Raw genomic sequence first — 18,018 nt, 5'->3', positions numbered from 1 at the left:
CTCGTGTGCTTGGTCTGGTCAGCTGGCGGGCAGGGTGGTGAGGTCCTGCACCAGGACGTTGGACAGCACTGGGCCGTCGTTACGGACCTCGCGCAGGTACCAGCGCTGCACCGGGCGGTGCTCGGTGGGGTGGAACTGCCAGTCCCCGCGAGGGGAGACGACCCGCCCGACCTTCCCGATCGCGGCGTTGAGCTTCTCCCCGGTCACCTCGCCGTTCACGGCGGTCAGCGCCCGGTCGAGGACGGCGGCGGCGTCGTAGGAGGCCATCGCGAAGGTCGTCGGCTGGCCCGGATGGCCGGCGGCGGACCAGGCGGCGACGAAGTCCTGGTTGGCCTGGTTGGCGAGGGTGGGGCTGTAGTTGAGGACGTTGCGGATGCCGGTGGCCGCCGGTCCCTGCGCGGTGAGCACGGACCCTTCGGTCAGGAAGCCGGCGGCGTAGAGCGGGACGTCGGCAAGGTCGGACTGGGCGTACTGCTTGACGAACGCCACCGCCGCGGCCCCGGCGTAGAAGGTATAGACGGCCTTCGGTTTGGTCTCCGCGGCCTTGTTCAGGTACGGCAGGAAGTTCTCCGTCGCCGGGAACGGCGTGAACAGGGTCTTCCCGTCGGGGTTGGCGAGTTTCCCGCCGAGGCGGGTGAAGGTGTCGGTGAAGCCCCGCAGTTCGTCGTAGCCGCCCTGGTAGTCCGGGCCGATCGCGTACACCTGACCGTCGCCGACCTGCGCCTTGACGTACTCGGCGATGGCGATGCCCGGCTCGTCTGAGTTGTAGGAGGTGTGCCAGGTGTAGGCCAGGTCGCGGGGCTTGCCGCCGACGGGTGCGAACGCTGGCCGGGCGTTCGCGCCGAGCAGGGGCATCTTCCGCTGCGTGGTGAGGGTCTGCACCTTGTCGACCGTCGCGCCGCCGACCAGGCCGGTCAGGGCGACCACCTGGTCGCGTTCGAGGAGCTTCTGCGCGGCGGGGACGGCCGTGGCGGGGCCGTCGCCCTCGTCGGCCACGACCAGGTCGATTTTCCGGCCGCCGAGTTTGCCGTCGTGGGTGTCGAGGTAGAGGCGGAAACCGCGCTGCATGTCCTCGCCGACGGCGGCGTAGGTGCCCGACAGTGAGACCAGCAGCCCCACACGGACCGTGCCGGAGTCGGTGGCGGTGCTGCTGCACGCGGCGCCGGTCAGCAGGAGACCCACAGCGGTCAGGGCGGCGAGCCCACGTCGCAGGCGTGGTCGGGGATCAGACATCGAAGATGCTCCTTCGTCAGGGGTGAGGGGCGGGTTCTGCGGGCGCTCAGGGCTGAGCGACCGCCGAGCGGGGCGTGGTCTGGGTGATGACGTGCTCGATGAGGGCGATGAGCAGCCGGCGGACGCTGTCGCGGTCGCGGGCGTCGATGTCGACGATCGGCACGTCCGCGGCCAGGGCGAGGGCTTCACGGATGGCCGATGCGGGGTAGGAGCGGGCACCGGGGAACTGGTTGACCGCGACGACGTAGGGCAGCCGGACGTGGTCGACGTAGTCGAGGTGCCGGAACGAGTCCTGCAGGCGGCGGGTGTCGACCAGGACCACGGAGCCGGCGGCGCCCCGGACGATGGCGTCCCACATGAACCAGAAGCGGTGCTGGCCTGGGGTGCCGTAGACGTAGACGGTGACGCCGTCGACGTCGAGGCGGCCGAAGTCCATCGCCACCGTGGTGGTGGTCTTGGCCGGCATGAGGGTCGTGTCGTCATCGGCGTTGCCGGCGGACATGCGGACCTCGGTGGTGACCGGTGCGATGTCGGAGACCGCGCCGACGAGGGTGGTCTTCCCGACGCCGAACGGCCCGGTGAGCACGATCTTCAGGCTCGGCGGCCCGCCGGCGGGTCGCCGGACGGTGAGGGCGGGTGCGGTCATCGCCGGCCGGCCGCCGCGGTGGTGGTGAGTGTGCCGGCGAAGGCGGGGGTGAGCTGGTCGCCGACCTGCTCGGCGAAACGGCCGAGTTCCTCGGTGACGAACGCGAGGTCGGCGTCGCGGGTGGCCAGGGTCAGCAGCGACGCGCCGGTGCTCACCGCCACCAGAATCAGGAACCCGTGCGCCAGCTCGGTCAGGTTGCCCCGCACCGCGCCCGCAGACAGGTCGCGGGCGGCGCCGTTGAGCAGGCTGTTCATTCCGGCCGCCACCGCGGCGAGGCGCTCGGCGGCGTCCCGGTTGAGCCCGTCGGTCCAGGCCAGCAGCAGCCCGTCGGCCGACACGGCCACGGCCTGGCTGATCCCGGGCACGCGGGCGACGAGGTTGGTGTTCAGCAGGTAACTCAGATCGCTCATGACTGGCCCTTCGACTGGGGAAAGCGGCGGTCGAGGCCGCGCTGGTAGGCCCCCGCCGTACGGGCTAGGCCACCCATTGAGCGGACCGGCGCGTCGGCAGCGGGCAGGGGCGGGGGTGTGAACGCGGACATGGGCTGCCGCTTCGGCAGGCCGTTGGCCGTGGTGGCGTCCTGTCCGGGCAGCCCGCGCGCAGGGGTGGAGGGCATGTGCACCGTGGCTCCCTCGACGAACCACGCCGGAGCCGGCAGGTGTCGGGCTGTCTCGTCGTAGGCCGGCGTCGACTCCGACTCAGGCGCCCGGCGGGGCACCGGAATCACCGGCAGCGCCTGGGTAGGGCCGTCTGCCGCGCTCGGGGTGGACGACCGGCGCCGGGTGGGCAGCGCGGCCGAGCCGCCGCGCCCGGCCGGTGCCGCCGTGGGCGCGGGCAGGGTAAGGGTGGACGCGGGCGTGCCGCCGGGAGCACGCCGGCCGGCGATCGGGCCGGTGGGCAGCGCGGCCGGCTCAGGAACGCTGATCAGGAGTTTGTCGGCGGGGATCTCGACTTCCGCTACCGTGCCGTGCGGCTGTCCCGGCAGCAGCCGCACGCGTAGCCCGTGCGCCGCGGCCAGCAGCGCGACGGTGGCCAGGCCCTGGCGCCGGATGTGCTCCACCTCAATCATCGGCGCGGGTTCGGCCAGCTCGGCGTTGAGCCGGACCAGCAGGTCCGGCTTGATGCCGGGCCCGGTGTCGGTGACCTGGATGATCACCCGGTTGCCCAGCAGATGCCCGGTGACCACCGCGTCGCCGGGGCTGTAGCGAGTCGCGTTGTCCAGCAGCGACGCCAACAGATGGACCAGGTCGTCAATCATGGGTGGCGGCACCAGCACCCGCTCGTCGATCACCCCGAGCCGCACCCGCCGGTACTCCTGGATCCGGCCCTGCGCCGCCTGCGCCACCGTCACCAACTCCGCCGGCTGCGGATGCACCGCCCCCAACGACCGTCCCGACAGCACCAACAGGCTCTGCGTGGCGTGCAGCAACTGCGCGGCGAGACTGTCCACCGCGAAGAACGTCGCCAGGGTCGCGGCGTCCTTCTCATCACGCTCGGCCATGTCCAACTCGCGCAGCAGCCGATGCGTCATCCCCTGGCACCGCCGACCCACCGCCTCCACCGCGCCGGCCGCCACCCGCCGCTGCCGCGCCAGATCCGTCGAGATCCGGTACGTGTTCAACGCCAGCGTGTCGAACGCGGCGGCCACCTCGTCCACCTCGTCCCGCGCCGGATCGGGTGCCAGCGCGGCAGGCGGCGGCGGAACCGACGCCGGGTCGGCAGGATCCGCCGCGTCGACCCGGCGGACCAGGTCCGGCAGGTCCCGCTCCGCGACACGGGTCACCGCGTCACGGACCCGCCGCAGCCGCCGCGCCAACGCCCGACCCTGCCGCCACGCCAGCACGGCGGCGGCCACGGTCAGCGCCACGGCGACCGCCGACAACACACCCGTGGTCATCCACTGCTGTCGGCGTTGCCGCCCCACCTCGGCGGCGATGTCCGCGTCGACGCGGGTCTGCACCTCGTGCAGCCGGTCGCGCCGCTCACTACTGGCCGCAGCCCACCGGGACGCGTTCACCCGCAACCGCTGACCCACCTCAGTACGGGCGACCTCGTCGTCGAGACGCTGCGCCGCGAGGACCTGCGGCCCGGACAGCGCCTGGTCCAGCCACGACCGCCACCGCGCCGGCGACCGCTGCGACACCGCCAGCAACGCCTCGTCATACCCGGCACGGGTCGCGGCCAGCTCCCGCTGCACCGCTTGCGACACCACGGCACCCTTGTTCGCGACTACCGCTGCCTGTTGGATACCCGCGTACTGCCCGGCCTGCGACAACGCCGCCGCCACCCGCAACTGGTCGGCCACCGCACCGTCCGCACCGCCGACCTGACCCACGGTCTCCCGCACCGCCAGCCCCTGCGCGAGCACCGCCCGATACCGCACCAGCACCGCCGTCAGCGACGCTGACCGCGCCTTGACCTGCTCCCGAAACACCGGAAGCAACCGCAGCTGCTCGTCGAACGGCCCCACCAGCCGACTGACCGAATCCGAAGCATCGAGCTCGCCGCGGCGCTGCCGGTAGGCGTCCACCGCCCGGTCGGATGCCGCGACCTGCTCGAGATAACCGTTGAGGCCACCCGCCGGATCACCGACCAGCCCGCCGGCGACCTGCCGCTCCCGGTCGAGTTCGTGCAGCACCTCACCCACCGCGGCCGACACCGCCACCAGCGACTGCAGGCGGTCGGCGCTGCGCGCCTGACGGCTCGTCGATGCCACACCCCACGAGGCGAAGACCAGAGTCGCCGCCAACGGGATCAGCAGCAGGAGCGCAAGCCTCCGAGCGACAGGCACAGCAGTCCTTCCCACAGTCCGGCGAATTGGCGCGGTCCTCCGCGCTACGGTCTTGCTCTGCAACGGGCCGGGGCATAACCCAGGCATCGTCGGCGACGAGAGTGACTAAAGGCGAAGACCGTCGATGTCGGTAAGGCTCGCCGTGCACGTCTGACAATTCGCCGACAATCCGCCCTTACTCGATGGCGGCCAGCGCGCCTGGGATGGCCGGCGAACATCGCCTACCGACGCGCTGCACCGCGGCTTGACCCGTCGAGGCCGCCCAATGTCCGGGCCGGTCAATGTCGGAGCTTTGTCAGAGGTCAGGGCATCGGGTTATCGACATCCGCGCACGCGGCCGTTAATGGGGCATCACCGTGAGCGCCAGCGGCGCGGACATCGGTGACGGGCGAGCCGGCCGCCGGCTGGTTCGCCTGCCTGTGCCCAACGCTCCCGTAGGAGGGATGTGCCATGGCCCCACGAACCATGCCCGAACCGGCTGAGGTCGGTCGCCGAGCCGCCGAGATCCTCGACCTGATCACACGCCACTCGTCGTCCGAGCGGCTGCGCAGCTCGTCGATGAAGTACTCCAGCTGCTGGGCGACGTTCACTGGGTACCCGGCGATCAGCCGGTGGTCCCTGGAACGGGACGCCGGCCCGCTGCTGACCGAAGCGATGCGGGTCCTCGCGCTCAAGGCCACGGTGTTCGAGCTGTCCGGCGGCGACGAGGAGGCCGCGGAGCTGCTGGTGCCGGCGCCGGTCGACGAGATGATCCACGCCGTGCTGGCCCAGTTCACCCTGATGTCCCGGATGCAGCGCGACCTCGGGGTCACGTTCCCGCACGCCACGGAGCTGGAGGAGTTCACCTACACCCGCGGCTGCCTGACCGACGCGTACTACGCCGCCGCCGGCTGGGGACCGCAGCCGCTGCGGTACTGGCTGGACTCCGCCGAGGTGACCCGCCGCCTGAACCAGCTCAACGCCCACTACCAGGCCGCGGGCCTGGGACGTGACGGACGCAGCCACGACTTCGACTTCGACCAGCCGGACCCGGCGACCGCGCCCGTCGGGGTCAGCGGTTAGCCAGCTCCACCGACAACACCCGCCGCATGGCCGCCACCACCTGCTTCGGGTCGAATCTCTCGCCGGCGAGGCGCTCGGCGCGGGCGACGGCACCGAAGATCTGCTCCGACGGGGCGTCGCGCAGCACGGCGACGAGCCAGCCTTCCAGATCCACCAGGTCGGCAGGAAGCACCAGGGAGGCAGGCGCCGGCGCCGGTCGTGACGCCTGGTCGGGGACAGGCTCACCGCGTGAGGCGTATCTGCCCGGTGGCAGTCCGACCCGGTACGGGTGCACACACACCGCGATGCCCTCGGCGGTAACTCGCCATCCGATGTCCGGGTTGTAGGCGAACTCGGGTCCGGGCCGGTCGACCACGTCGAATTGGCCCGGCCCGAGCTGCTGGGCGGGACACACCACGCACGTCTGCTCACACCACTGCGGTAGCGGCCCGGACATGGCGCCGATGCTACGGCAACCAGGAGGTATCAGGCCATGACCGTCTTATCCCCTCCCCGGGCCGCCACCGTCGACCGCGCCCTACGCGACGCCCAGCGATGGTGCACCGGACACACCATCGACGACCGCCCCGCCTTAGCCCACGCGGTCCGGGTCGCCGTGACCATCGGCGAACATGTACTACACCCGGACCCGGATCTGATAGCTGCAGCGCTGCTGCACGACATCCCCGACTTCGCGCCCCGCACGCCGGACATCTACCAGGTCCTCGCCACCGCCTACGGCCCGCAGGTACCGCGGATCATCGCCGCCCTGCACGCCGAGCACCAGGCCCTCGACATGCCGGACCCGCCCATCCGCGTTGACGACCTGCCGGTGCTGCTGGCCTCGACCGCCGACAAGATCGTCGCGCTGACATCGCTGCTGCGACGGGCGCATACCAGCGGCGACGTCACCGACTTCCTCCGCAGGCGCCCGGCGCTACTCACGTTGCTGCCGCACTTCCGGGCCTTTCACCAGGCAGCCCACCCCCGGCTGCCGGCGGGGATGTCGGCACGCCTCGACACCGCGCTGGCGCTGCTCGAGCGAGCCGCCGCCGGTATTCAGGCGGCGAGCAAACCATGATCGCCATGGATGCCGCGTTGTCGGACCAGCTACGCCGCGACCTGCTCACCGCCGCCGGCCATCAACAGACCGGTGGGCAGGTCATCCAGGAGTGGGAACTGTCGACGGTGCAGCGGCTGTACCTGAGCGACGGCAGCAGCGTGATCTGCAAGCTCGCCACATCACCTTTCACCGGCGAAGCCGCCGTGCTGCGGCACCTCAACGAACACGGCGCCGCCGTGCCCCACCTGCACGGCTACACGCTACGGCCGCACGCACTGGGCATGCTGATGGAAGACCTCGGCGACCCCATCCGGCCGCCCACCACGGCCGAGGCCGCAGCCGCCGCCCGCGCGGTCCACACCATCCCTGCCATGCCCACGCTGCCCGCGTTCGGTCAGCAGACCCTGGCAAGCCTTCCTGAACAGGCGCTGGCCGCACTCGACGCGCTACACCGCCAAGGGCGTTTCCTCAACACGGGCACGATCGAGGACCTGCTACGGCGGCTGGAAGCCGTGGCGGGTCGGCGCGCCGACGGTGCCGAACGAGAGCCCTTCGGCTGGTGTCACGGCGAGTTCCACCGCAGCTCGCTGCACATCAGCCGCACGGGATGCCGCCTCGTCGACTGGGCGAAAGCCTTCACCGGACCAGGCCTGCTCGACCTCGCCACCTGGTTCGGCACCCGCAACGCCGCAGACCCCGCCCAACTCACCCGCCTGATCCGCGCCTACGTCGCGGCCGGCGCCAGCACCGACGCCCACTCCGACCGCGGCGGCCTGCCGGCAGCTCAATGGGCGCTGGGATGGCACCGCGTGTGGGCAGCCTGGTGGTTCCTGACCACAGCCGCCGCAGGCCACCACCAGCCCCACACCGATGGCTCTCACGCCCAGGTCGTGCACCGCCAACTGCACGCTGCCGCGCAACTGCTCGACGCCGCCCCGTTTGGCGCGTCCGAAGTTCATCTCACTACCGCGGGAAGACCCACATGAAGCGCCTCATCGTGGACACCCACGCCTCGCCCTGCTACTTCCGCACCTCCGTCGGCGGGGACGGACGCAAGGCGTTGGTGCAAATGACTCATCGGCGCAACCTGCACGACGCCCACTGCTATTGGCTGCTGGCTCCGGGCAAGAGGTGAGCAGTCTGTTCATCGCTGTCGAGGGGCCTAACGGGGTTGGCAAGAGCACCGTCGCCAGCCTCTTGGCCGACCGCCTCGCCGCACTCGGACCGGCCGGGGCCCACCTAACCGGCGAGCCCACCCGCACGCCCCTGGGCCAACTCCTGCGCCGGCAGGAAGCCTTCCTGCACGGCAAGGCGCTGGCCCTCGCACTGGCCGCCGACCGGGCCGCGCACATCGAAACAGAGATCATCCCCCGCCTGGATGACGGCCTGCACGTCGTCACTGACCAGTACGTCGCCTCCTCGCTGGTGCGGCAACGCATCGACGGCCTCGACCTCGGCGAGATCTGGTCCTACAACCGCTATGTCCTGCCCGCCACCGTCATCTACCTCGAAGACCACCCAGAGGTCATCCGTACCCGACTGGCCACCCGGCCGCATCTGACCAGGCTGCAACTCGCCGGCTCACCCGAGAAAGAACTCGCCCTCTATCGGGACGCCGCCGTGCACCTGCGCCGACAGCAGTGGCGGCAACATGTCGTCGCCTGCGATGGCCTCACCCCTGATCAGGTCGTGGACCTGATTCTTGCCCGGCTACCCGCCGATCGCCCTGACGAGCGAGGCTCACCGTGAGGCAAGTGCCCCCGCCACGCCGGCACTGTTCTGAACGCGTGTCAGCATCGATGCCTTCTCTGCTCATCGTCGCCTGCTGCCGAAGAGGCGAGCAGAGCGGAACGGAAGGCTAAGCCTCGTGAGGGGATAAAACCGGAATGCCACCGCACCTCTCCCTACATAATCCGACTAGAGTAGTGACGGTAGGTCACCTGCGATCTTCATGTCTCGATGGCCTGTCCCGCTCGTTCTCCTCGGAGCGTGATCGTGTCCGTTGCCCCGCCGCCGGAACTCGCCCAAGCCAGGGCTGACCTCGGCAGAAGACTTGCCGAGGTACGTAAGGCCGCCGGCTACACGCAAGAGACGCTGGCGCCGCTGACGCACTACGTCCGCAGCACGATCGCGAACGTGGAGCGCGGTCGCCAGAGCATCGGCCGAGACTTCTGGGCTCGTTGCGACGAGATCCTGCATACCGGCGGTGAGCTCGCAGCGGAGTACGACCGTCTTCGAGTATTGACAACGCGCAACGCCTTGGGACACGTCGGCGGTGGGCACGCGCACGGGGGTACCTTCGCCACTCGCACTGAAGCGCTCGGGCCAACGGCGCTCTCACTGCTCGCGCCCCAGGTAGCAGAAGGCGATTTCGCCCCCCAGACGTACGCGGTTGACCTGTGGGCACCCGATGGCAGGTTCTTCCCTGGACTGGCGATACCGGCCTTCGTTCATCCCGCCACCGCCGACGACGGCCGAGTTCTCGCGGCTGTACCGGCCGGCTACCGCGACGACCGGCTCTTGCGGACTCCGCGACGGAGCCTGGTGGTAGGGCGGATCGAGACCGGTCAGGGTGTCCAGCTGTTCGGCTTGGACGCCCGCCACGCCCGCCAACGCCTCGCCCAGGCAGACCCTGACGCACGGCTCGTCATCCCGCAGGCGTACCAGCTCGACGAACTGGTCCTCGCACTGTTGTGGGCTGTGGCGAACCTTGACGAAGCGCTGCTGGCCGACGATGCGCTTCTTGAACAGGCCACCGCTGAACTGGCCTCCTACGAGCAGATGAGCCGATCCGCGGTCAGCCACGACCTCGCCGCGGATCTCACCGACGTCGGCAGGATGTGGCTCGGGTCGGCCTTCTGCGCCGGACACATCCACCGACACGCCGAGGCGCTCACCTCAGCCCCCGCCTACTGGACCCGCGAACAGCGTGGCGAGGAAGCGAGCACCTGGCTGCTGTTTGCCCACAAGCAGAAGTACCTGGACGTCACCGCCGCGCGCGCCGGGAATCACGGCATAATTCGCGCCTTCTGCATTCCTCGCGCGGCAGTCGACGCCTCCCCTCGCGGCGAGCGGATTCTCCTGCTGTTGGCGGTGGCACTGATGGAGTCGTACGGCATCAAGGTCGTCATCACCGACGAGCCGGAATACGCAGGCACGCCCGGCTTCGTGACTGATCGCGACCGTCACGCAGTGCTCGCGAACTGGGTCGGCGCCCAGGGCATCTGGCACGTTGATGTCACCGACGACCACCGCACCGTGCGCCAGTACGGCGCGGCCATCAACCACGCGAGCGACCGGTCGATCATCGCCGCTGCGTCCCCGCCCGCACGCCTGCGTGTCCTGGCCGAGTACCTAGATCTGAACTGGGAGACGCTAGCCAGGCGTTGCCGAGACCTCGCCGACCAGGGATGCGCCGCCGTTGTGCAACCCCGCAGCAGACATCTGTCCACCGCCGGCATCGACCGCGCATGCCGCTACCTCGCCGACGCCGCTGCATTCACCGACTAGTCTTCGGACAGCGATGATCGTCGCGCTGTCGGGAGGCCGGAGCTTTGTCGTCAGGAAAGCGGGTGTCGCCGCGGGTGACCGTGTTCGGGCTTGGCGGCACTATCGCCATGACCGCGTCAGAGGGCGGCGGCGTCGTCCCCGCACTGACCGCCGGTGATCTCGTAGCCGCAGTGCCCGGCCTTGCCGATACCGGCATCGCTGTCGACGTCGTCAGCTTCCGTAGCCGCCCCGGCGCGTCCCTGACCTTCGCCGACCTGGCTGACCTGAGCCAGAGCATCCACCAGGCGGCAGCCGCGGGCGCCTCCGGCATCATCATCACCCAGGGCACGGACACCCTCGAGGAAACCGCCTACTACCTGCACCTCCTGCACACTCAACCGCAGCCCATCGTCGTCACCGGCGCCATGCGCAACCCCACCCTCGCCGGACCGGACGGGCCCGCCAACCTTCTCGCCGCCACCCTGGTCGCCGCCAGCCCTCAAGCCCGCGACCGAGGCGCTCTCGTCGTCATGGCCGACGAGATCCACGCCGCCGACCGTGTCCGCAAAATGCACTCCGTCAGTACTCACGCATTCACCTCGCCCAACGGCGGACCAATCGGCCACGTCATAGAGGGCGAACCCCGCTTCCTCAGCCCAACCGCACCCCGCCACGCCCTACCCACACCCGCCCGCCACCCCCGCGTCGGCCTCTACACCGCCACAGTCGGCGACGACGAGGCTTGCCTGTCCGCAACGGCAGCCCGCCTCGACGGTCTCGTTATTGCGGGCTTCGGCGTAGGGCACGTCCCGGACACCTGGGTCTCCACCCTCACCGCGCTCGCCCAGCAGATCCCCGTGGTCCTCGCCTCCCGCATCGGTGTAGGGCCTGTACTCACCAGCACCTACGGCTTCCCCGGCTCCGAACGAGACCTCACCGCACGAGGACTCATCCCCGCAGGCTTCCTCGACCCCTACAAGGCCCGGATCCTGCTCCATCTCGCCCTGGCCGCTGGCGCCGCCACCCGCGAAACAGCACAGGCGTTCCGCGCCATGGCCTACCCGGGCGAGCCCTGGCCATGGCCCCAGCAGTCCGCCTCCCACGTCCCAACCGCCTGAAGGAGCCTCCTTGCGCAGCCGCGAAGTCGTCCCCGGACGCACCATCGTCGCCGTCTTCGACCACGGGGAAGACTTCTACGACGCCCTCGACCGCACCTGCCGCGCCCACAACATCCGCCAGGGATACATCCCCACCTTCATCGCGGGCCTTGCCACTGCGGAGATCGTCGGCACCTGCGAACGCCTCGACAACCCCGACGCCCCCGTCTGGTCGAAGGTCCACTTGAGCAATGTCGAGGCCCTCGGCGGCGGCACCCTCGCCTACAGCCCTGACACCGACACCATCGAGCCACACATCCACGTCACCGTCGGCCTGAAGGCGCACAGCGCCACCGCCCACACCAGCCACCTACTCGCCGCGACCGTACAGTTCCTCACCGAAATGGTCATCGTGGAGATCGTCGATCCGCCGATGCGGCGTATCCGCCAACACGACCTCTACAACGTGCCGCTCCTGCAATTCGCCGCAGACCCCAGCAGTCAGGACGTCACCAACTGATTCCTGCGCCCGCTGTTCGCGCTACCGCTAGAAGCATCAGTAACGTCCGTCGGCTAGACGCATAACACCTCGCCAGGAGGCCCTTAGGTGCAAGTTCTGACAAAGAACCTCCACCTTCAGAAGATCAGCTTCCCCTGATCAAGCCGGTACATAACCTTGGTCGAGGCAACTGACACCCCCAGCTGGCGGTAAAAAGCCTGAGCCTCGATATTGTCCCGGTCTGTCGTCCATTCGACTCGGCTGCAGCCGAGATCGTGGGCGATGCGGCAAATCTCAGTCATCATTTGGCGCCCAAGCCCTTGCCGCCGGTGGGTCTTGCGTACGTACAGTTCCTTGAGGTACAGGGAGGCGGTAACGCCCACTGCTGGCCACAGGCGTGAGTAGCTGGCGAGTCCAACGACATCCGCGCCGTCTTCGGCAAGCAGGACGCGGCCGGCGGGCATTGGTCCAAACAGTGCCGCCTCTATCTGCTGCTGACGGACGTCTGGTGACGGAAAATCCGTGGTGCCATAAAACCGCTCGAGCTCTTCGAGAAGACCGACGAGGGCGGACAGGTCTGCTTGTATGGCGTGACGCAGGTTCAACTTTCCAGCTCCTTTTTGGTGCTAGCAAAAGACGGTAGCAGGTCGTCGATGTCTCGAAGTTCGGGGGCCTTTCGTTGGCTTTCGGGAACTTTGTTGAGAATCTCGCGAGCGCGGTTGGAAAGAAGCCCAATGCGTTGGTCCGGCCCGACCTGCTTGAGCACATCGGCGAGTTGCTGGGCAGCGGCCTGCGCTTCGTGCAGGTGAAGCAAGCAGACGGCTCTGTCAAGTCCGATCAGTGATCGGTCGAGGTAGTCCTCGGGTGGGTAGAGTTCGAGGGCTCGGTCTTGGGCCGCCCAGGCCCCAGCGGTGTCACCGAGGTAGGTAAGAGCGTTACCAGCGTGGAACCGTAGCTGCGCCTCGTCATAACCGAAAGCTGAGGGCTCGACATGTTCTGGCCCCAAGCGGCTGAGCGTGGCTTCTGCGACGACGATCGCGCCCTTGGCGTCGGAGTGCGTGTGAAGCGCGGCATGCGCACGCGCTTCCAGGGCCGCTGCGAGCGTTCCTCCAACGGTCGCCAGTCCTCCGGCAAGCTGCTGCGCATGCCGCGCCACGGCGACAGCTCCCGCATGGTCGCCAGCGTAGAAGTGCCAGTACGCATCCTGAGCCCATACCCATGTGCTGGTGGCAGGATCCTCGGCCTCGGTCGCTGCGGCGCGAGCCGTGCGCGCCCACCGTCGGGAAGAAGGAAGATCGCCCAGCTTCAGCAAGGTCAAGCTGAGTAGGCCAGCGGTCTGGGCAATGAGGCGGGTAGTGCGGCGCAGTGTCATCGCGGTGTGGGACCTGCCCAGTAGTAGCTGCAGGTCTTCGACGTCTGTGAGGAGATCGACCAGTAAGGTTTTCGGCGCGCGGAAGCGAGCGGCCCGTCCGTGTCCGGCGATAGCCTGCTCACAGCTTTCGAGATACCCGGTGGTGACATCGTGTCGTGCCAAGTCAACCTCCAGATGCCGGCGCACCCGGTCTTGACGGGACAACGACGCTTCTGCGGTGTCGGCCAATGTTGCCGATGGCCGAAGCGAGGTCGCGGTCTTCATCACCGAGGCACGGCGCTGCTGCCGCGCATACGCCACTATGCGGTCGTACTCCTGAGCGAGGACACCATCGGTCTGCAGGATCGCATCGCAGCGCGTCCAGAACGCGCGGTCAGGTTGCTGACGTCCGGTCTCTGTATTCGCCACTGAACTGCGGCCATACTGGACGAGGCGCGCGAAGACGTGCTGCGTGTGCCCGGCGGCCGTACGCAGCTCAGCGAGCTGATGCCCGAGGCCCCGCCAGGCCTCCGTGATCTCGTTGCTGTCAGCCATCGCCAATTCCTCATCGACGGACGCCGCGATAACACCGTGTCGCGACCATACCCGCTACCGGTGATGGCGGCGGTTCTCTTCCGGCTCCCTCACCGACCGAGCCGTCTTCGCGGCACTGGCGTATCTCAGCAGGTCACAGTGCTGCTGCTCCTGAGAGACCGTGTTCCCTTGCGGCGATTCCCGGCCAATAGCTCGTGTTGTCAAAGTTTTGTCGGAGTTGGTTCCGACATCTGCCGACCATGTCGTGGTCTGTCGCTGCGGGCGTACAGGCAGGTGGCGTCCTACGAGCAAAGCATGTCCTCCGAATGCTTCACCTTCGCGGCCGAACAGCATTGCACGCAGATGGTTGACGGCATCAGGGAGCCGCTAGCCCGATGACGTGCTGGGCCGTTGTCTTCGAACTCGAGAGGTGGCTGGCCGCCTAGCAGATGGCTGGAGAACCGCCGGAATTCAGTAACGAACTAACGGCGCCCACCACTGCCGCTGGGTCGAGACTCTTGAGCACCAGGTCAGGTTTGTACGATGCCAACTCCTGGCCTCCGATCCGGTGGGCGACGACAGCGACATAAAATCCGGCGTAACGTGCGCACGCAATGTCGTTCGGCGCATCCCCGATGACGATCACTCGAGCAGGATCGAGCGGACCGCCGTAGATCGCGGAGTAGCGCTGAGCTACGACTGCCGGAAGTTGAAGACGATCGCGAGCGTCTGACCCGAAGCCGCCAATCCGAAGATCAAGATATTCATCCAAACCCGAGACTTGCAGCTTCACCTCGGCAGCCGAACGTAGATTGCCAGTCAGCACGGTCTGGACGAATCCACGGCCGTGCAACCCCGCGATGCTCGCCGCAGCACCTGGATACGGCGGCTGGACTTCAGCCAACTCCTGCCTACCCTCTTGCGTGACCGCGACAATAGCCTCGCGGAAGGCTGGTATGCCCGCCTCCGCAGCTGAAGGGTCCACGCCCGAAGCAATCGCCGCGTCGATAGCAATCGACTCGTCCGTATACCCATGCACCTTCCTGTCAGGAAATACGAGCTCACCCTCCGCAATGCGGTACGCACGGGCGACCGCGCGCGCCAGCCAGCGCAAGTCGGCAGGGATGAGGGTCCCGTCAACGTCCCATACGACCAAGCCGGCGCTGCCGTGGTTCATAGGAACATCGTCACACGGGCGCGGGGCAGATGGCGCACACGGCGTGACCAGATCATGGCTGCCACGCGCCGTCGAGGCTCTGAACTGGGCCTCAACGCTGGTCGCCCGGATGTCAACGGATTGTCGGAGCTGACTGACAGGAGTTACCGACACCAGCTATCTGCTGGTGAACTTACCTCACGAATCTTGGCGGCCTGCCGCCGCCAGTTGAAGCCACCAGGTTCGAAGTTGTCCTCGCTGTATCGGCTAGACGCCGCGCGTGTCTCGCCGGCGTAGTCCACCCGCGTCGCCGCCGAGGGCGTCGATGCCGGCTGAGAGAGGTCGGAGGCTTGGCTCAAGCATCAGCACCGCAGGGTAAGGCCAGCACATCAGGGCTGTTCATCTGCCTCGAAGGGATCGACGGCGCCGGCAAGACGACCGCTGTTGGCTACGTCGTCGAGGCGTTGCGCCGTCGCGCGACTCCCGCCGTCGTCTTCGACAAAAAACGCACACAGTTCGGCTCCGACTACGTGCGCCGCCATGCCCGCGAGCTGCGGGCGTTGATCTGGGAGCATCCCGCAGACGACCCGTATCTAGAGCTCGGCGACATGCATTGGGTCTACCTGCAGGCCGCCTGGTATTCGGCGGCGGCTCACTGCGCGATCCGGCCGATGCTTGAAACGGGGCAGGTCGTGGTGACGGACACCTGGACCTACAAGTTCTTGGCGAAGTTGGCGATGCGCCCGGATGTGGACGTGACGGCGGCGGCAATGGTGTTCGACGGGATACCGCAACCGGACCTTGTTGTCCGTCTGGCCCTCGACCCCTTGACGGCGGCGACGCGCAAGGCAACGTTCGGTATCAGTGAGGCCGGCAACCACGAGGGTGCTGTTGCGCTGACTCGGGAGGCCTTCGTCGGCTACCAGAGACGCTTGGCGGAGGTCCTCGACAGGTGGACGGACGAGCGCGGTTGGACGCCCCTGGACGTCAACGCCATGTCGCCGCAGCAGATCGGCGAGGCAGTCGCCGACCTGGTGATCGCTAACTTGAACACACGCCGCAGGCAGCCAGCGCCTGCCGCCGCGGTCGGGCGATGATCGGCATGTGGCGCATTGGCAAACGGTTCTCCTTCGATGCCTCGCACCAGCTACCGGGCCTGCCTGAAGGGCACAAGTGTGGTCGCCTGCATGGGCACACCTACAGCGTCGAGGTGGTGTTGGAAGGCGACTCGCTCACTGGACCGGGTTTCGTGACCGACTTCGGTGACCTGGCCCCGTTCGGCCAGTACATCAACAGTCACCTCGACCATCGGCACCTCAACGACGTCCTGGGCGACATCGCACCCACCAGTGAACGGCTGGCATCGCACCTCGCGCAGTGGCTGAAGGACCACCTGGCTGAATCGCTGGGCGGCCGGCTGGCTGTCGTCCGAGTGTCCGAGACGCCCAGCAGCTGGGCCGAATACGTCCTGGACCTGACGTGAGCACCGTGCTCCCGCCGATGTCCGACCCACGGCTGTTGGTGGCAGACGTGTTCGGCCCGACGTTTCAGGGCGAAGGCCCATCGACTGGCCAGCAGGCGATGTTCGTCCGGCTGTCTCGGTGCAATCTGCGCTGTCCTGGCTGCGACACCCCCTATACGTGGGACACTCGCCGCTACGACCTGCGAAAACACACGGTGGCCGCATCCGTCGAGGCCGTCGCGGAGCAGGTGCTCGCCGCACCGCCGACCCTGGTGGTGATCACGGGTGGGGAGCCGCTGCTGCAACAACCCACCCTGACCGTGCTGGCTGAGCGGCTCGCCGCCGCTGGGCGCCGAGTGGAAATCGAAACCAACGGCACGATCGTCCCGGGTCCCGCGCTGACCGCCGTGGTAGATCGGTTCAACGTCTCGCCGAAGCTGCCATCGTTCGCCGCCGACGGTGACCAGCCGATCAACGCCGCCGCGCTGGCCGCGTTCGTCGCGACGGAACGGGCGGTGTTTAAGTTCGTCGTCACTGAGCCGGGCGACTTCAACACTATCGGCGACCTCACCGACCGTTATGGGCTGGCGCCGGTGTGGGTGATGCCGGAGGGCGCCCAGTCCGGGCAGTTGGTCACGGACCTTCGCGTGCTGGCGGACGAAACACTGCGGCGTGGGTGGAACCTGACCGGTCGACTGCATGTGCTGCTGTGGGAGGACGCCCGTGGACGCTAACCTTGGCGCACCCCGCCTGGTCGTAGTCGGTGGTGTCTCCGTCGACCGCATCAGCACACCGCTACGGCACGGGGTGCAGGTCCTCGGTGGGGGCGGCCTCTACGCGGCGCTGGCCGCTGCGACCCGCACCACGGTCGGCCTGGTGGGGATCAGCAGTGACCACCCGCTGGCCGCGGGCAAGCCATGGCGACCGGTGGTCAGCGACGCCGGGCTGATCACCCTGCCTGGCCGTCGCCTCACCTTCGACATCAGCTACGACGGCGACGGCCGGGCCACCTACCGCACCGACCACGCCGGCGATGAGCAGTATCTGCTCCCCGGCGAAACGCCGCCGGTCTACCGGGGCGCCGCCGGGTTTCACCTGTGCGCCCTGGGCGATCCCGGCGTCCAGCTGAGGTACGCGAATGCCCTGCGCGCGATGTCCGGCGCCCGGCGTGCTCGGATCAGCGCTGGCACGTTCCTGGCGCGTATCGCCGCCGACCGCAATTCGGTGCTGCGGATGCTCGACACCTGCGACGTGTTCGTGTGCTCGGCGCCGGAAGCCGCCGCACTCGCCGCCGTAACGCACGTGGCAGATGCGCTGACGTGGCTCTCTCAGACGCTCGATGGGTCAGGGCGGGCGGTGGTGGTGACCGACTCGGCCCGTGGCTGCCACGTCTTGGTCCACGGCACGATGCGCAGGATTCCGACGTTTCCACGCCCTGCCGTGGACCCCACTGGCGCTGGCGAGGCGTTCGCCGGCGCGCTCGCGGCGTGCCTGGTCGAAGGTGACGAACTGTTGAGGGCGGCCGGGTACGCCTGCGCAGTCGCGTCCCTGGTGGTGGAGGACTTCGGTCCGGCGGCGCTGCTGCACCCCGACCAGCGGGTGCTGGCCACGCGTGTTGCCGCCCTGCACCGGTCGGTCATCGAGGTGGGGAGCTGA

At 68.5% G+C, this 18,018-nt stretch carries 19 protein-coding genes; 11 read left to right on the top strand and 8 right to left on the bottom strand.

All coding sequences use genetic code 11. The features are described from left to right. Positions 1-18 precede the first annotated feature (18 nt). Genes ACGFI2_RS19475 through ACGFI2_RS19460 form a run of 4 tightly spaced genes read right to left on the bottom strand, consistent with a single transcriptional unit; the run spans position 19 to position 4,595 of the window. A complete protein-coding gene (locus ACGFI2_RS19475) occupies positions 19-1,233 on the bottom strand; it encodes an ABC transporter substrate-binding protein (protein WP_393518724.1) in 1,215 nt (404 codons plus the stop codon). A gap of 46 nt (positions 1,234-1,279) precedes the next feature. Then, positions 1,280-1,879, bottom strand: coding sequence for an ATP/GTP-binding protein (locus tag ACGFI2_RS19470; protein ID WP_327023059.1), 600 nt, complete (start codon positions 1,877-1,879; stop codon positions 1,280-1,282). Next, complete coding sequence (locus tag ACGFI2_RS19465) at positions 1,876-2,289, bottom strand: roadblock/LC7 domain-containing protein (RefSeq protein ID WP_393518721.1); 414 nt, start codon at positions 2,287-2,289, stop codon at positions 1,876-1,878. The genes ACGFI2_RS19470 and ACGFI2_RS19465 overlap by 4 nt, the downstream gene beginning before the upstream one ends. Beyond that, entirely contained in the window at positions 2,286-4,595 is a 2,310-nt protein-coding gene (locus ACGFI2_RS19460) for a nitrate- and nitrite sensing domain-containing protein (RefSeq protein ID WP_393518719.1), read from the bottom strand. Before ACGFI2_RS19460 ends, ACGFI2_RS19465 begins: the two co-directional genes overlap by 4 nt. A gap of 525 nt (positions 4,596-5,120) precedes the next feature. On the opposite strand from ACGFI2_RS19460, the gene ACGFI2_RS19455 reads away from it, so the two are divergent. Further along, positions 5,121-5,732 (top strand): hypothetical protein, encoded by a 612-nt coding sequence (locus ACGFI2_RS19455; protein ID WP_393518716.1) that lies wholly within the window; start codon positions 5,121-5,123, stop codon positions 5,730-5,732. Here ACGFI2_RS19455 and ACGFI2_RS19450 read toward each other — a convergent pair. Further along, a complete protein-coding gene (locus ACGFI2_RS19450) occupies positions 5,722-6,168 on the bottom strand; it encodes a hypothetical protein (protein ID WP_393518713.1) in 447 nt (148 codons plus the stop codon). The two genes, ACGFI2_RS19455 and ACGFI2_RS19450, sit on opposite strands and share 11 nt — an antisense overlap. Before the next feature lie 36 nt (positions 6,169-6,204). Here ACGFI2_RS19450 and ACGFI2_RS19445 point away from each other — a divergent pair, with 36 nt between their 5' ends. The 6 genes from ACGFI2_RS19445 (at position 6,205) to ACGFI2_RS19420 (ending at position 11,880) form a co-directional block, all read left to right on the top strand. Next, positions 6,205-6,792: an HD domain-containing protein gene (locus tag ACGFI2_RS19445; RefSeq protein WP_393518711.1), complete on the top strand. Its 588-nt coding sequence runs from the start codon at positions 6,205-6,207 to the stop codon at positions 6,790-6,792. Beyond that, complete coding sequence (locus ACGFI2_RS19440; protein WP_393518708.1) at positions 6,789-7,760, top strand: aminoglycoside phosphotransferase; 972 nt, start codon at positions 6,789-6,791, stop codon at positions 7,758-7,760. Before ACGFI2_RS19445 ends, ACGFI2_RS19440 begins: the two co-directional genes overlap by 4 nt. A 145-nt stretch (positions 7,761-7,905) precedes the next feature. Continuing rightward, positions 7,906-8,523, top strand: coding sequence for a hypothetical protein (locus tag ACGFI2_RS19435; protein ID WP_393518705.1), 618 nt, complete (start codon positions 7,906-7,908; stop codon positions 8,521-8,523). Between the two features lie 240 nt (positions 8,524-8,763). After that, positions 8,764-10,284, top strand: a complete 1,521-nt coding sequence (locus ACGFI2_RS19430; protein WP_393518702.1) for a helix-turn-helix domain-containing protein — start codon at positions 8,764-8,766, stop codon at positions 10,282-10,284. A gap of 74 nt (positions 10,285-10,358) precedes the next feature. Then, entirely contained in the window at positions 10,359-11,381 is a 1,023-nt protein-coding gene (locus ACGFI2_RS19425; protein ID WP_393518699.1) for an asparaginase, read from the top strand. A 10-nt stretch (positions 11,382-11,391) separates the two neighbouring features. Then, the gene (locus ACGFI2_RS19420) at positions 11,392-11,880 is read left to right on the top strand and encodes a PPC domain-containing DNA-binding protein (RefSeq protein ID WP_393518696.1); all 489 of its coding nucleotides are present in this window, start codon (positions 11,392-11,394) and stop codon (positions 11,878-11,880) included. Between the two features lie 116 nt (positions 11,881-11,996). Here ACGFI2_RS19420 and ACGFI2_RS19415 read toward each other — a convergent pair whose 3' ends face one another. The 3 genes from ACGFI2_RS19415 to ACGFI2_RS19405 all read right to left on the bottom strand — a co-directional run bounded on the left by ACGFI2_RS19415 (position 11,997) and on the right by ACGFI2_RS19405 (position 14,921). Continuing rightward, the gene (locus ACGFI2_RS19415) at positions 11,997-12,464 is read right to left on the bottom strand and encodes a GNAT family N-acetyltransferase (RefSeq protein WP_393518693.1); all 468 of its coding nucleotides are present in this window, start codon (positions 12,462-12,464) and stop codon (positions 11,997-11,999) included. Beyond that, positions 12,461-13,765 (bottom strand): helix-turn-helix domain-containing protein, encoded by a 1,305-nt coding sequence (locus tag ACGFI2_RS19410; protein ID WP_393518690.1) that lies wholly within the window; start codon positions 13,763-13,765, stop codon positions 12,461-12,463. The genes ACGFI2_RS19415 and ACGFI2_RS19410 overlap by 4 nt, the downstream gene beginning before the upstream one ends. A gap of 421 nt (positions 13,766-14,186) precedes the next feature. After that, positions 14,187-14,921, bottom strand: a complete 735-nt coding sequence (locus ACGFI2_RS19405) for an HAD family hydrolase (protein ID WP_393518687.1) — start codon at positions 14,919-14,921, stop codon at positions 14,187-14,189. Positions 14,922-15,250: 329 nt separating this feature from the next. Between ACGFI2_RS19405 and ACGFI2_RS19400 the strand changes: the two genes are divergently transcribed. The 4 genes from ACGFI2_RS19400 to ACGFI2_RS19385 are packed head-to-tail and all read left to right on the top strand — an operon-like array spanning position 15,251 to position 18,018. After that, a complete protein-coding gene (locus ACGFI2_RS19400; RefSeq protein ID WP_393518685.1) occupies positions 15,251-15,997 on the top strand; it encodes a hypothetical protein in 747 nt (248 codons plus the stop codon). Then, complete coding sequence (gene queD, locus ACGFI2_RS19395) at positions 15,994-16,383, top strand: 6-carboxytetrahydropterin synthase QueD (RefSeq protein ID WP_393518683.1); 390 nt, start codon at positions 15,994-15,996, stop codon at positions 16,381-16,383. The genes ACGFI2_RS19400 and queD overlap by 4 nt, the downstream gene beginning before the upstream one ends. Beyond that, positions 16,380-17,096 carry a 7-carboxy-7-deazaguanine synthase QueE gene (locus tag ACGFI2_RS19390; protein ID WP_393518681.1) on the top strand — a complete coding sequence of 239 codons (717 nt, stop codon included), beginning with the start codon at positions 16,380-16,382 and terminating at the stop codon, positions 17,094-17,096. The genes queD and ACGFI2_RS19390 overlap by 4 nt, the downstream gene beginning before the upstream one ends. After that, positions 17,086-18,018 (top strand): carbohydrate kinase family protein, encoded by a 933-nt coding sequence (locus ACGFI2_RS19385; RefSeq protein WP_393518679.1) that lies wholly within the window; start codon positions 17,086-17,088, stop codon positions 18,016-18,018. The genes ACGFI2_RS19390 and ACGFI2_RS19385 overlap by 11 nt, the downstream gene beginning before the upstream one ends.

The organism is Micromonospora sp. NPDC049282 (assembly GCF_043197045.1).
Classification (GTDB): Bacteria; Actinomycetota; Actinomycetes; order Mycobacteriales; family Micromonosporaceae; genus Micromonospora.
The sequence above is the reverse complement of the archived record's forward strand: the minus strand, read 5'-3'. Positions and strand labels throughout refer to the sequence as shown.

What these genes read in the sequence shown, in the direction of transcription:
- ACGFI2_RS19475 (WP_393518724.1), bottom strand. Translation starts at nt 1,233, where the DNA reads ATGTCTGATCCCCGACCACGCCTGCGACGTGGGCTCGCCGCCCTGACC.
- ACGFI2_RS19470 (WP_327023059.1), bottom strand. Translation starts at nt 1,879, where the DNA reads ATGACCGCACCCGCCCTCACCGTCCGGCGACCCGCCGGCGGGCCGCCG.
- ACGFI2_RS19465 (WP_393518721.1), bottom strand. Translation starts at nt 2,289, where the DNA reads ATGAGCGATCTGAGTTACCTGCTGAACACCAACCTCGTCGCCCGCGTG.
- ACGFI2_RS19455 (WP_393518716.1), top strand. Translation starts at nt 5,121, where the DNA reads ATGGCCCCACGAACCATGCCCGAACCGGCTGAGGTCGGTCGCCGAGCC.
- ACGFI2_RS19450 (WP_393518713.1), bottom strand. Translation starts at nt 6,168, where the DNA reads ATGTCCGGGCCGCTACCGCAGTGGTGTGAGCAGACGTGCGTGGTGTGT.
- ACGFI2_RS19445 (WP_393518711.1), top strand. Translation starts at nt 6,205, where the DNA reads ATGACCGTCTTATCCCCTCCCCGGGCCGCCACCGTCGACCGCGCCCTA.
- ACGFI2_RS19440 (WP_393518708.1), top strand. Translation starts at nt 6,789, where the DNA reads ATGATCGCCATGGATGCCGCGTTGTCGGACCAGCTACGCCGCGACCTG.
- ACGFI2_RS19410 (WP_393518690.1), bottom strand. Translation starts at nt 13,765, where the DNA reads ATGGCTGACAGCAACGAGATCACGGAGGCCTGGCGGGGCCTCGGGCAT.
- ACGFI2_RS19405 (WP_393518687.1), bottom strand. Translation starts at nt 14,921, where the DNA reads ATGAACCACGGCAGCGCCGGCTTGGTCGTATGGGACGTTGACGGGACC.
- queD (WP_393518683.1), top strand. Translation starts at nt 15,994, where the DNA reads ATGATCGGCATGTGGCGCATTGGCAAACGGTTCTCCTTCGATGCCTCG.